Below are 12,972 nucleotides of genomic sequence, written 5' to 3' on the forward strand. Positions count from 1 at the left end.
TCCGCAGGTCAGAGACTGATTCCAGGGTCTTCTAGGTGCAGGCCGCCGACCGGCTCCCAAGAGGTAGCGGGGGAGCGTACGGCGGCCTGTTCCGTGACTGCTCCGTGAGATTTCAGAGCGAAGAGCTTGGCGAGCCTCGAGTCCACAGCCTTCCGCGCCCGCTCATGCGATGACGGCAGCATGTGGGTGTACAACCTGAGCGTGAACCCCGGGTTGCTGTGGCCTAGGTACTCGGCCAGCTCCTTGATGTTGACCCCATCCGCGAGAGTGATACTCGCGAAGTAGTGCCGCAGCGCATGCATGCCGTTCTCCCGGCTAGACACGTACTGCCGCCGCCCGCGCCGATCCGTCTTCGGCTCCGCAATCACACCCGCATAGAACAACGCCGGCTTCCAGACCAACTCGTCGTACGTCCGAGCCCGAATGTGCTTGTCATCGGTCCACCTGAACAGGAGCCTGACGGTCCGCGGCTCACCGTCTGTCTTCTCCCAGGGCAAGGTGTACGGGCGTGGCTCGCGAGCCTCGATGTGCTCCTTGAGTATCAGGGCCGTCCCGTCAGACATAGGCACCGTCCGCTCGGTGTCGTTCTTCGGCAACGCGAACACAAACTCCCGCCCAAGCTTCTTCACCTGCCGCCGCACATGAATGACCATCTCGTCGAAGTCGACGTCCTCCTCTGCCAACCCGAACAGCTCGCCCTGCCGCAGCCCACACGCCGCTCCGACGGACGCGATTGGCCGGTACTCCGCCGCGTGCCCTTCAACGATCCGGAGCACCACATCATCGCTCCAGGCAACCGTCCTCCCGCTCTTCTCCGCAGGCACCTTCACCGCCCGACCCTTGGCGGGGTTCTTCTTGATGGCCTCGTCATCGACAGAGATCTCGAGCGTTCCATGCAAGACGAGGTACGCCGTACGCGCGGTAGACGGCCCGAACCGCGCATCCAGATCAGCGATCCAAGCCGCGATCTCAGAAGGCTTGATAGTCCGCAACTGCCGCCGCCCAAACACCGGATCCACATGCAACCTCAACGCCGACTCGTACCTGATCACCGAAGTCGGATCGACCACCCGCGAAGCCAACCACCGCTCCGCAACCTCCCCAAACCGCACCTTCCCAGCCTCCGGATCGATGTACTCCCCACGCTCCCGATCCGTCTCCATAGCATTCGCATGCCGCTCGGCCGGCGCTTTCGTGGTGAAGGCCTTCGTCCGCTCCCGCCCCTCCGGATCCACCCACCCCGCCAACCACCGCTTCCCGTGCCCCCACCTGGCATTCCGGACCCGCAGCGTCGTCCCATCCGGCTGCCTCACGCCCCGAGTCCACAGATCCTTCACATACGCCATTGCCGCGCCTCCGCCCGTAGCTGATGTGCGGGAGCTCAACGCTTGAGGCACAGAGAGATTCTGGGGCTGCCCCGTTTTGACGGACATCCGAGATCAGGAGCTTGTGCTCCGGAAGGATGTTCATCATGGAGTCCATGGGCAAGAAGAAGCCGCGGCCTCGTCGTTCGTTCACGCCTGAGTTCAAGGCCGAGATCGTCGAGCTGTGTCAGCGTGGCGACCGGTCGGTGGGTCAGGTCGCGAAGGACTTCGATTTGACCGAGACCGCGGTCCGGCAGTGGTTGAACCAGGCCGAGCGTGACGCCGGCACCGGTGATGGCGGGTTGACCACGAGCGAGCGAGAAGAGCTCAACCAGTTGCGGCGGGAGGCTCGCCGGCTGCGTGAGGATGTCGAGATTCTCAAGCGGGCCACGGCTTTCTTCGCGTCAATGCCATGATCGTGGTGCCTGGCGGGGTTCGCTCGTTTCTTTGCTGCCTCGCAGTTCGATGGCTTGTCCTCGATGTGCGGCTCCGCCGGGCTCCCAGGGCGCGTGGGGATGTGGCTTGATAGGAGCCTGCCATCGTGCTCGATTGAGGCGTGCCCGCCTCGCGCGGTCCCGGGGATCCCCTTCCTGCTCTCGTCGTATGGAGTTCCTTCGGCATGGTCATGATCGGCACGGATTCCCACAAACGCACCCACACGGTCGTCGCGGTCGACGACGTCGGGCGCCGGCTGGGAGTGAAGACTGTCCGCACCAACAGCGAGGGCCACTTCGAGGTGGTCCGCTGGTCGGCCCAGTTTGATGAGGTCGCTTTCGCGCTGGAGGATTGTCGGCATCTGACCCGCCGTCTGGAGGCAGATCTGCTCGCGGCCGGCTGTCGCGTGGTGCGTGTTCCGACCAAGCTGATGGCCGGGGCCCGCCGCGCGGCTCGGGAGCCGGGCAAGTCGGACCCGATCGACGCCGAGGCAGTGGCGTTGGCCGCGCTGCGTCACCCGGATCTGCCGGTTGCGGAGCTGGACGGACCGGCGCGGGAGGTGAAGCTGCTGTCGGACCACCGCCACGACCTGGTCGTGCAACGCACCCGGATCGCCTCCCAGATCCGTTGGTACCTGCACGAACTCGACCCCGATCTGGCGATCCCGTCTCGCGGTCTCAAGCGCCACTGCGTCGTCGCCGAGCTGCTCGTGGAGCTGGACCGATTCGACGGCATGGTCGCGCGCCTTGCCCGCAACCTGCTGAGCCGGTGCGACGAGCTGAACCATCAGATCAATGCGCTCGAGGCCGAACTGCGCAAGCTGGTCGGTGCCATCGCCCCGAGCCTGCTGGACATCCCAGGATGCGGGGCGCTGTCGGCCGCGGTGATCATCGGCGAAACCGCAGGCGTCCACCGGTTCCGCAACAAGGACGCCTTCGCGCGCTTCACCGGCACCGCGCCCGTCCCGGTCTGGTCCGGCGCCAGCAAGGGCAAGGTCCGGCTCAACCGCGGCGGCAACCGGGCGACGAACTGCGCCCTGCACATGATCGCGGTCACCCAGGCCCGCGGCATCGGCCCAGGACATGCCTACATCACCAAGCAGCTCACCCGCGGCAAGGACAAGACCGCGGCCCTGCGGCTGCTGCGCCGCCGACTCTCCGACAGCGTCTTCGCGGCTCTACGCGCAGACCAGCAACAGGACACCAAGACCACGCCACCGGTGGCCATCGCGGCCTGACCAACGAGCCGCTTGACATAGGAGCATCAAGGAGACCCGGTGAACTGTTACCCGTTCATCGAGGCGGAGAAGGCGGGCGACCACAGCGTGAAGCGGGCGTGTGAGTTGCTGCAGGTCTCTCGTTCCGCCTACTACGCTGACCGCACGAACGGGCCGTCGGTGCGCGAGCAGCGCGACGCTGAACTGACCGGCAAGATCATCGAGATCCACGACGACTCCCGCCACACCTACGGCTCGCCGCGGGTGCACCACGAGCTGAGGGCCCAAGGCGAGCGATGTTCCCGCAAACGGGTCGTCCGGCTGATGCGGGCCGCAGACCGGTACGGGCGAACCCCAAGAAGATGGAAGAAGACCACGATCCCCGACCCGGCGGCCACGAGCCGCCCGGATCTGATCGGCCGCGACTTCGACATCGACCCTGTCCAGCCCGCGACGCTGGACGCCCGCTGGTGCGGTGACATCACCTACATCCACACCTGGCAAGGCTGGCTCTACCTGGCCACCGTGATCGACCTCGCGTCGCGCCGGGTCGTCGGCTGGGCCGTCGCTGACCATCTGCGCACCGACCTGGTCGCCGACGCGCTTACCGACGCGGTCAACCGGCGCCGTCCCGCGGCCGGCGTGGTGTTCCACTCCGATAGGGGCTGTCAGTACACCTCGGCCCAGTTCGCCAACCTGGCAAGGGATCTGGGCGTGACGTTGTCGGTCGGTCGCAAGGGTCAGTGCTGGGACAACGCCGTGGCCGAGTCCTTCTTCGCCACCGTGAAGACCGAGCTGATCCACCGCCGTGCCTGGCCGACCCGCAAGGCCGCCAGCAGCGCGCTCTTCGACTACATCGAGGGCTGGTACAACACCCGCCGACGCCATTCCACCCTCGGCTACCTCAGCCCTACACAGTACGAATCCAGCCTCACGGTCACGGCCGAGCAGGTAGCCTGACCACCTCACATCGACCCTGTCCGTCGAAACGGGTCAAGCCCATTCGACGACTGAGGCGGCGTAGGACGACACTCGCCGTGGACTCATGCGCGTGTGGACTTCCTGGTGATCAAGACCTCGTGGTGCCTCGAGGGCCTAGGCGGCGCAACTCTCGCAGAAGCGGTCGCTTGAAGGGCCCCTGTTACGCATTACAACTACGGTGCACGGGAGGCGCATGGGTTGTGATCCGGTGAAGGGAACGTCGAGTCAGACGTGTGTGGTCATGGGAGTGGGTGACGCACCAGTTGTGCAGGCGAGACGTGCCCCGGCCGAACCTCGTCACCTAGCGATGAAGTTCTGCAGACAGCTACCGTCCAGGCATCGATCGGTCGGCGTTGGGTACAGCGAGCTGGCCTGGTGCGGTGGAGGGGTCCGCTGCCACCACTCAGCGCACGGTCCTGGTTACGTTAGTCTTGTCATTCGTAGAGCCCACCGCGGCTGCGGTTCGACTAGACATTGCGCTCTTCTTGCAGCTCTTCGGGACTCCCGTAGTGGTGCGTTACAACTCGCTCGCCGCTCTGGATGATGTCGTCGGCCACTGCGCTCAACAACGAGCGGTCAATCAGCCCGAGGGTTGGAAGCAGTCCTGTCCAATAGTCCGAACTGCTGAAGATCTGCGCGAGCAGTGCTCGCGCGTGCTCGGTCCGGTGGTGAGCCAGTCGGGTATGACCTTGCTCTGAGAGTCGACGGCCCAAGATAGCCACGACGTTGGCGACGGTTGCCAGAGCTGCCAACGCATCCGTCCGGAGCGACGGCGTCACGATGGCGACGCCGTGGAGGGCATTCTCGGCGTCGGCCACTAGGCTCCCCGCGCGCTGATAGTCGTCTGCCAGCGCTGCCTCCTCCGCGATGGCCGCCAGGGCGCGGGCTCGCGGCACGGCTGGGCACAGGCAGGTACGCACATACTCCTCGGCTTTGTCGTAGTCGCCAGCTGCTGCCGCGGCCTCGACGAGAGCAATCACCGTCTGCATGGACGGTTCGTTGCGCATGCGACCGAGTAGCGACTCGGCCTGTCGGCGCTCGCCAGCTGCGAGGTGTGCCTTCGCCAGGAGGGCGAGCAGCCATTCATCGGACGGCCCGCTTAGCTGGTCGGCCAACGTGTGGACCGCGGAGATCAACTCCCTTGCTTGGTCGTGCTGTCCGCCAGTCGCTGCGGCGCAGGCCACGTGGGCCAATATCTGAGCTCGAACCCCAAGGAGGGTCACCTCGCTGGCGAGCGTACTGATCCGAGAGATGAGCGCCCGGGTTTGCTCGTGGTCTCCAATAGCTGCACTCGCGCGTGCGATGCGAGCGTATGTCCGCGTCGGGGCGATCGAGATCCGCATCTCGCGAGCTGCGACCTCGGCTCGCTCGACCAGTGCTCGGGCGCACGCGTGCCTGCCGGCGACCGCGTCCGCGGCGGCGACAGCAGCCAGCGATTGAGCTCTGGCCGCAGGATGGATGATGCTCTCTGCTAGCCCACGAGCCCGGTCGACGTCGCCCACCGAACACAAGGCGTCGATGAGATCGACGAGCTCCCATGCATGGGACGCTGATTCATGGCGGCGGTTCGCGCCATCGGAGCTCTGGCGGGTCGGCGGGACCGCCAACCCGTCACGTCGTCTCGCCAGTCTGGTCAGGGTGAGGAGGTCGGGCCTGGCGGACGTGCCAATGGCTTCGCGGACCGCGTCGATCTCGGCGATCGCCGCGGTGTGTGTGCGATCCCGCCTGATTAGCGTTCCTTGCCGCGTCGCCGTCATTACGAGAGCAATCAGGCGGTCGACATCACCTGTGTCGCGCAGCAAGTGCACGTACCCACGGAGAAGGTACTCCGGTGTGTCGTCTGGCCACCCGCGGGCGGAGTATCGGTCCGCCCATTCATGCAAGCGCGCACGATAGTCAGCGAGTCGTGGGCCGAGTCGCTCGACTGCTCTGACCTGCAGTTCCTCGTGAGCGAGGACGTACACGCGGTGGTCGGGCCGCCAATGAGCGCTACGTGGCGTGAAGGATCGGCCCGCGACGCTGGAGAGATGGTCGTCGACAACAACCTCGGACAGGTCTGTCAACTCCGCGAAGTCCTTCGAGCTCAGACCACCTCCAGCGGTTGTTAGCAAACCGAGGAGTTCCTGCTCGATCTCGGTTCCGTACATCAGGCGTTTGAGCTCGCGCTGCATGTCGGCCCTGACCACCGTTGCGGCGGACGAAACATGGAGGCGGCGGATTGTTCGTGGATCGCGGAGCGGGTGCCGATCGGGCACATCAGACGGAATCGGCGGATTCGGCCTGCCGGCGACGACGATCCGCGATCCCTTTGGAGGTTCGGCTGGCAGTAGCGCGGCGATGCTGTAGGCGTCTGGACCATGGCTCACCCCACGATCCTCGTCGAGTCCGTCGATCACGAGGACGAGTCGCTCACCCCGGCCCTGGCATCGCTCGGCGGCACGTTTGAAGAGGTTCAGGAAGATCTGCTCGCGGGTGGCCTCGGTGAGATGCGCTGGCATCGGTTCGTCCAGCAGCTCCGCCAACTGCTCCATGACGACGTCGGTAAACCCGACGCGGTCCTCGTGCCCACGGAAGCGAGCCGTGACGAAGAACGCAACGACCCGGACGCCGGGCGGCGGGTGAAGCACGAACCACGACAGTAGTGCCGATTTGCCGGCCCACTGCTCCGCTCGCCACCACGTGTAGGGAGCGGCCTTGGCCGCCGTACAGAAGTCCGCGAGTTCCCTGAGCTCGGTGACACGGCCGACCAGGTCCGGCGGCGCGATGCGTTCTACCTGCAGTAAATAGGCGGACTCGGCGACCGGGCGGCGGTCGATGGTGACCGAGCCGATGACGCCGGTGTTGCTGAACCCGCCATCGCTCGCCTGTGCGTTGCCCGTATTGCGCGCCACGTGGCCTGCACGCATTCTGCCCCCACCTTGGTGTCATCAGGCTGCGGTCTTGCAGCTGTTCGCAGCCGTCCCATGTGACAGGCTGGCCCGCCGCACCCCTGACTTGAGTGTGTTGCATCGCAAGGATCGCATATTACGTCCATGGAGGACTGTGCAAACTGTCGCTAACAGGCGATCATGTGCGAATGACACGTGGGCGTTTGGTCGCGATTGTGACTTGCTTGGTCGTTGCCGGCCTCGGAACGGTGCTGACGGTCATGCGGTGGGAAGATGCAAATCGCACGGCAACGATAGTGTCCGCGATGGCGGCTGTGGCGGGGGTGGGTCTGGCGGTGTGGGCAGGTCTGTCCGGTCGAGCAGGGGGAACGACCGTCAAGCGGACCGGGAATGCGACGGCGCGAGGGAAGAACAGTCGGGCGAATAGCGGTTTGAGCGGGCACGCTGGCACCGGGCGGCCGGTTGAACTTAGAAATACTGGTGAGGCAACGGCGGAGGGCGGCGGGGAGGCCAACAGCGGGCTGGAGTCCTCGTAAAGCAGCGAGTTGGTGAGTGCCGGGGGGAGGCAACTCGGTGGACTGGTCACGAGGCGCTAGGACTGTCGTGCGCGACAGCGGTAGTGCCATTGCGCATTACGGCGGTCTTGCGAACAGCGGAACCATTAGCGGATCCGTGACGATGGAGGGGCGGCCGGTCGCACGGTCGGCGTACCGAGAGCAGGTTCGGCGGATCGCGCCCGTCGTGTTGGAGGGCCGTGAGTCCGAGTTCAACGAGTTGGCAGCTTTCTGTATCAGTGACCATGCCGCCTCGTATGCCTGGTGGCGGGCACCGGCCTGGGCGGGAAAATCTGCCTTGATGTCTTGGTTTGCACTTAATCCACCGCCAAGCGTTCGCGTCGTCCCATTTTTTGTCACCGCTCGGTGGGCAGGGCAGAGCGACCGGATCGCTTTCACGGATGTCGTGATCGAGCAGTTGGCGGAACTGCTGGATGAGCCGATGCCCTGGCACCTGACCGAAGCCACTCGTGACCAATGCTTTCTTGACGTTCTCAGACGTGCTGCAGAATCGTGTGGCGAACAGAATGAGCGATTGATCCTGCTGGTTGACGGGCTAGACGAGGATCGCGGGGTCACTGCCGGAGCAGGGGCGCACAGTATCGCTGCATTGCTGCCGTTCGATCCACCGGCCAATCTGCGGATAATCGTTGCAGGCAGGCCGAATCCGCCGATGCCGCTCGATGTCCCTCCGAACCATCCACTACGTGACCCATCGATCATTCGGCCGTTGGATCCATCTCCAGCGGCAAGGGTCGTCAAGATGGACATGCTGGGGGAGTTGGCCGCTCTCCTGGGCGGAAGCTCGGTAGAGCAAGATCTGCTGGGGCTCGTCGTCGCAGGAGGCGGCGGTCTGAGTGCGCGAGATCTGGCCGAGCTCACCGGAGAGTCGGTGTGGCAGGTGCGTGACCATCTGGACGCCGTGGCCGGCAGGACCTTCAGCGTCCGCCAGCAGCGTTGGAGCGGTAACGACTCATATGTCCTCGGACACGAGGAACTGCAGGCGACGGCGCGTGAGCGGATAGGCGATGTGCGCGTTGGCGATTATCGTCAGCGGCTGCATGAGTGGGCGGCAGACTACCGTGATCGCGAATGGCCTGCGGAGACTCCTGAGTACCTTCTCCGCGGGTACTTTCGGCTCTTGCGGGCTCTCGGGGACTTGGATCGGATCGTCGAGTTTGCGCTGGACTCGACTCGACACGATCGACTGATGGAGATTACCGGCGGCGACACTGCAGCGTTCGTGGAGATCGAGACCGCTCAGGACCTGCTGCTCGTGCCGGGCGCACCAGATCTATTCACGATCGCTCGACTAGCTCGACACAAAGACAGGCTGAAGGAACGCAACGCACACATACCTGTCGAACTGCCAGCACTGTGGGCGCACCTGGCCTACTCACCCCGTGCGGAAGCTCTGGCGCGCGCAGTACCGGATCCGGGGCGGCGGGCAACGGCGCTCGCTCTCCTGGCGAAGGGCTTGGCGAAGTCCGGTCAGACAGAACTGGCAGCGACGTTAGCGGAGGCTGCGACTGACGACTGTGGCCAGGTCGCATTGTCACGCGACGCTCTCGCCACAGCGCTTCGCGCTGCATGTGCAGCGTGGTTCGAGATCGGTGACCTCGCGCGAGTCGAGAAGCTAGCCCGGGCGAATCCTGATCGCGATTATCAGGGCGCCGCGCTGGGCGAGGTCGTGGCGGAGTTGGTCAAGCACGGCGAACTAGATCAGGCCGAAGCTTTGGCTGACAGCATCCCAGCGCCGGATTTCCGGGCGCGCGCGATAGCGGAGGTCGCTGTCGCGCGGGCTGCTCGCAACGAACGAATGCAAGCGACCAAGCTGCTTGACTATGCCATCTCAATCTCTGGCACGTGCAAGGTACCCACCGATGAGCTGTGGGCGATTAGTGGAGTCGTCGAATCCGCGCAGTCGATCGGTGCATCCACGGAGGCTCTGAGCCAACGGGCTCAAGTTATCGCCTTGGCGAAGCCGCAGAAATGCGATCGGATCGGACTCGCAGCCGAAGTCGTGTTGTCCTGTGGCGATGCGGCTCAAGCAGCTGTTCTGCTGGATGAGGCCACAGCATTGCTCGCGGCGATGAGCTCATGGAACTCGAGCACCTACGCGATAGGCGTTCTGTGTGGGGCGAAACTCGCGATCGGTGATCTGACCGGCGCCGAGGGCCTTGCTCGAACTGCGAGGCAGCCGGATGAGCGCGCGCATGCGATCAGTGCCCTAATCGAGGCCGCCGCCCGCTCGAAGCACGATCGTCAAAGGCTGTTGACGTTGCTAGGTGACGCCGAATCGGCGGCGACGAGTGTGCCAGAGGCGAACAATCGTGACTACGCGCTGAGCGCCGTAGCCGATGCTGCCATCGCGCTCGAGGAGTTCGAGCGCGCGGAACAACTGGCGTCGTCCATCCGCGACGCCGAGAGCCGAGCCGAAGTTCTTGTAAGGATCGCAGCACGAGTCTCGGCTGATGATGCCGAAAGAGCGCATGCACTCGCGATTCAGGCAGAGATGGTGGCGCGATCGACGAGTTCGTCGCATCTGCTGACCTGGGCGAGCGAGGCGATTCACGCACTTCTTATGGTTGATGACATCGATAGCGCCGAGGGGCTTGCGTCGGCTTACGCGGTTCAGGAAGGTGCCTCTTCCGTGCTTGCGCAGCTCGCGTTGGCGAACGCGGCGGTCGGCAGGCTCCAAGAGGCCAAGATGGCGGCGGCGGCCGCCGTGGACTCGCTGGACACCGTGGAGGATCCCCATGACCGCATCTGGAGGGTGCGGGAAGTCGCCGAGGCGTTATCGAAATGCGGGGAGGCGAGCCGCGCGGCCGAGCTGGTAGGCGAAGCCGAGAGCGCCGCTCGCGGAATGCCTAACCCTGCTGATCAGGTGGGAGCGATGATGGCGGTCATCCGAGCGTTGGTGGCGATCGAGATGCGTGATCATGCCGTCGAGATGACGCGTGAATGTGCGGCAATCGCCAGCCGCTTTGATGACGATGACCAAAGGATCCTATTCGCGACGGCAGACGGCTTCGTCGCGATCGGCGACTACCATCAAGCTGAGCGCGTCGCTGGCTCGTTGAACGATCCCGAGGAGCGGATTATTGCACTGTGTGGGATCGCGACCGCACATGCTGAGGCCGGCGACTGCCACGAAGCTGAAGGTTTGGTTGAGCGCGCATACCAGGTCATGCAGACTGTGCCCGATGGCAGCGACGTATCGTATGGCACGACGCTGATCGTCGAAGCCATGGTGGAGGTTGCCAAGCAGCTTGCCGATGTTGGTGAGACTCTCCGCGCTGCTGCGGCGATCGAAGGAGCAGAGTCTCGCGCAAACGCCGTCGCGGATGGAAGGGAACGGTCGAGGGCCCTCGCGGAGGTGGTCGAGGGCTTCCTAGCGATCGGCCAAGTTGATCGAGCAGAGCGTCTACTCAGTTCGATCAGCGATCCGGACGCGCTCGCTTTGTCTCTAGCTGCCTGTACGCAGAAAGTTTCGCCACACAGGGCCCCTGGCATGGTGGCGCTCGCGCTCTGTGCAGGTGCGACTGATCCGCCGCTGCACGCGCTCGGGATGATCGCCCCTGACACGCTCAGAAATGTTGCCAAGGCCGTGCGGTCCGACCTCGCGGATACGCTCGACGTCGGGTAACGCATCACGCGCAACGGTTCAAACAGAATCAATCGATCGCTTAAGCGGATTCTTGGCGAGCCAGCGAGCGACATCGCGTTGGTCACGTGGAGAGCGGCATGCACGACGTCGGCGGTTCGGCCGTAGCCGCGGGCGGTCCGACCGACCCAGACCGCAACAGGTTCGTCGGGTTATCGCAAGCATCCGCGGTCGGGACTGCCCCGGGTTCAGTTGACTCGCGGGGTTTGGTGGTTCAGGCCGCGAGTGCGACGGGTTGAATTGTCTCAAACTCGATGGGTGTGAGTCTGCCGAGGCGGCGTTGCCGGCGCTTTCGGTGGTAGCTGGTTTCGATCCAGGAGACGATGGCCAGCCGTAGTTGGTGGCGGCTGGTCCAGCGTTGCCGGTCCAGGACGTTCTTCTGGAGCAGGGCGAAGAAGGATTCCATGGCGGCGTTGTCGCCGCAGGCTCCGACCCGGCCCATCGAGCCGCGTAGTTGGTGGGCTTTGAGGACCCGGATGAACTTCTTGGACCGGAATTGGCTGCCGCGGTCGCTGTGGACGATGAGCCCGGCTGCGGGTGTGCGCAGTGCGACCGCGTTACGCAGGGCGGTCACGGCCAGGGACGCCTTCATGCGTGAGTCGATGGAGTAACCGACGATCCGGTTGGAGTAGACATCCTTGATCGCGCACAAATACAACTTGCCTTCTGTCGTGGCGTGCTCGGTGATATCGGTCAGCCAGACCAGGTTCGGCGCGGCTGCGGTGAACACCCGCTTCACGAGATCGTCGTGAACGGGCGGGCCGGCTTTGCGGTTCAGGCCGCGTTTCTTGGAGTGGATCGACCAGAGCCGTTCTTGTGAGCACAGTCGGGCGACCCGGTTCTCGCTCGCGGTGATGCCCTTGCCCGGGAGTTCGTCGGCGATGAACCGGTAGCCGAAGCCGGGGTCGTCGCCGTGGATCTCGCGAGCGGCGTTGATCAGGTGGGCATCGTCGTAATCGCGTGGTGTGACAGGGTTTGCGCGCCACTTGTAGAAGGCTTGCTTGCTGAAGCCGAGCACCCGGCAGGTCACCGCGACAGGGATCTTGTCGGCGGCCAGGTCAAGGACCAGCGGGTACATCATTTTGGGTTGATGTCACGGGCGAAGTAGGCCGCAGCCCGGCGCAGGATCTCGTTCTCCTGCTCCAACTGCCGAACCCTCTTCTTCGCCTCCCGCAGCTCGGCCGACTCCTGCTGGGTCGCGCCCGGGCGGTTGCCGTCTTCGATATCGGCCAGTTTCAGCCACCGTGTCAGACACGACTGAGAGATCCCGAAGTCCCTTGCGATCTGCGCGATCGGCGCCTCGCCCTTGCGGGCGACCGCGACCACGTCACGACGGAACTCCTCAGGAAAGGCTTTCGGCATAACAGACATCCTTCCAGCAAGAACCGAAGTCCTCACAGGTCAGGAGTCAACCGAACCGGGGGCAGTCCCTTTGTTGAGGATTACCGTGGCGCGATCGAGGCGGCTCTTGAGTCTCTTGGTGAGGAGCAGGTGCGGCGGCGGCTTGTTTCTTCGGCGACGACGTTGCTCGGGCTGGTCAAGCACGTGACGTGGATGCAGCGGGTGTGGTTCGAGGAGTGCGTCGGTGGGATGTCCCGCGGGGAGCTTGGCCTGGTGCAGAGCCCGGGAGAGTCGTTCCGGCTTGCCGACGACGACACGATCGCCTCGGTCACGGCTGCTCATCGGGAAGCCTGTGTTACGGCCCGGAGGGTGGTTGCAGATCTGTCGTTGGATGCCGTTGTGACTGGTCACCGGGGCGGGCCGCGGACGCTGCGTTGGGTGTACCTACAGGTTCTGCGGGAGTTGGCTCAGCATTGCGGGCATGCCGACATTCTTCGGGAACAGCTACTTGTCGACTGAGTTCTTG

Annotated in this window: 8 protein-coding genes; 5 read left to right on the forward strand and 3 right to left on the reverse strand. The window is 64.6% G+C overall.

Annotation, left to right across the window (positions count from 1 at the left end):
* Nucleotides 1–8: 8 nt before the first annotated feature.
* Nucleotides 9–1,346 carry a tyrosine-type recombinase/integrase gene (locus OHA18_RS34195; protein ID WP_328999486.1) on the reverse strand — a complete coding sequence of 446 codons (1,338 nt, stop codon included), beginning with the start codon at nucleotides 1,344–1,346 and terminating at the stop codon, nucleotides 9–11.
* A gap of 125 nt (nucleotides 1,347–1,471) precedes the next feature.
* Between OHA18_RS34195 and OHA18_RS34200 the strand changes: the two genes are divergently transcribed.
* The 3 genes from OHA18_RS34200 to OHA18_RS34210 all read left to right on the forward strand — a co-directional run bounded on the left by OHA18_RS34200 (nucleotide 1,472) and on the right by OHA18_RS34210 (nucleotide 3,975).
* Entirely contained in the window at nucleotides 1,472–1,780 is a 309-nt protein-coding gene (locus OHA18_RS34200; protein WP_328999487.1) for a transposase, read from the forward strand.
* A gap of 203 nt (nucleotides 1,781–1,983) precedes the next feature.
* Nucleotides 1,984–3,036 (forward strand): IS110 family transposase, encoded by a 1,053-nt coding sequence (locus tag OHA18_RS34205; RefSeq protein ID WP_328999488.1) that lies wholly within the window; start codon nucleotides 1,984–1,986, stop codon nucleotides 3,034–3,036.
* 39 nt (nucleotides 3,037–3,075) lie between these two features.
* Entirely contained in the window at nucleotides 3,076–3,975 is a 900-nt protein-coding gene (locus OHA18_RS34210) for an IS3 family transposase (RefSeq protein ID WP_328999489.1), read from the forward strand.
* Nucleotides 3,976–4,463: 488 nt separating this feature from the next.
* Here the strand turns inward: OHA18_RS34210 and OHA18_RS34215 are convergent, their stop codons facing one another.
* Nucleotides 4,464–6,902, reverse strand: coding sequence for a hypothetical protein (locus tag OHA18_RS34215; RefSeq protein WP_328999490.1), 2,439 nt, complete (start codon nucleotides 6,900–6,902; stop codon nucleotides 4,464–4,466).
* 585 nt (nucleotides 6,903–7,487) lie between these two features.
* Between OHA18_RS34215 and OHA18_RS34220 the strand changes: the two genes are divergently transcribed.
* Nucleotides 7,488–11,087, forward strand: a complete 3,600-nt coding sequence (locus OHA18_RS34220; RefSeq protein ID WP_328999491.1) for a hypothetical protein — start codon at nucleotides 7,488–7,490, stop codon at nucleotides 11,085–11,087.
* Between the two features lie 232 nt (nucleotides 11,088–11,319).
* Here OHA18_RS34220 and OHA18_RS34225 read toward each other — a convergent pair.
* A protein-coding gene (locus tag OHA18_RS34225; protein WP_328999492.1) for an IS3 family transposase occupies nucleotides 11,320–12,467 on the reverse strand; the annotation gives its coding sequence in 2 pieces (ribosomal slippage) (nucleotides 11,320–12,197 and nucleotides 12,197–12,467; 1,149 coding nt in all).
* Between OHA18_RS34225 and OHA18_RS34230 the strand changes: the two genes are divergently transcribed.
* A complete protein-coding gene (locus tag OHA18_RS34230) occupies nucleotides 12,390–12,965 on the forward strand; it encodes a DinB family protein (protein WP_329006183.1) in 576 nt (191 codons plus the stop codon). The genes OHA18_RS34225 and OHA18_RS34230 overlap by 78 nt on opposite strands.
* Nucleotides 12,966–12,972: the final 7 nt, after the last annotated feature.

Source organism: Kribbella sp. NBC_00709, assembly GCF_036226565.1.
In the GTDB taxonomy this organism is placed as follows: Bacteria; Actinomycetota; Actinomycetes; order Propionibacteriales; family Kribbellaceae; genus Kribbella.

What these genes read in the sequence shown, in the direction of transcription:
- OHA18_RS34195 (WP_328999486.1), bottom strand. Translation starts at nt 1,346, where the DNA reads ATGGCGTATGTGAAGGATCTGTGGACTCGGGGCGTGAGGCAGCCGGAT.
- OHA18_RS34200 (WP_328999487.1), top strand. Translation starts at nt 1,472, where the DNA reads ATGGAGTCCATGGGCAAGAAGAAGCCGCGGCCTCGTCGTTCGTTCACG.
- OHA18_RS34205 (WP_328999488.1), top strand. Translation starts at nt 1,984, where the DNA reads ATGGTCATGATCGGCACGGATTCCCACAAACGCACCCACACGGTCGTC.
- OHA18_RS34215 (WP_328999490.1), bottom strand. Translation starts at nt 6,902, where the DNA reads ATGCGTGCAGGCCACGTGGCGCGCAATACGGGCAACGCACAGGCGAGC.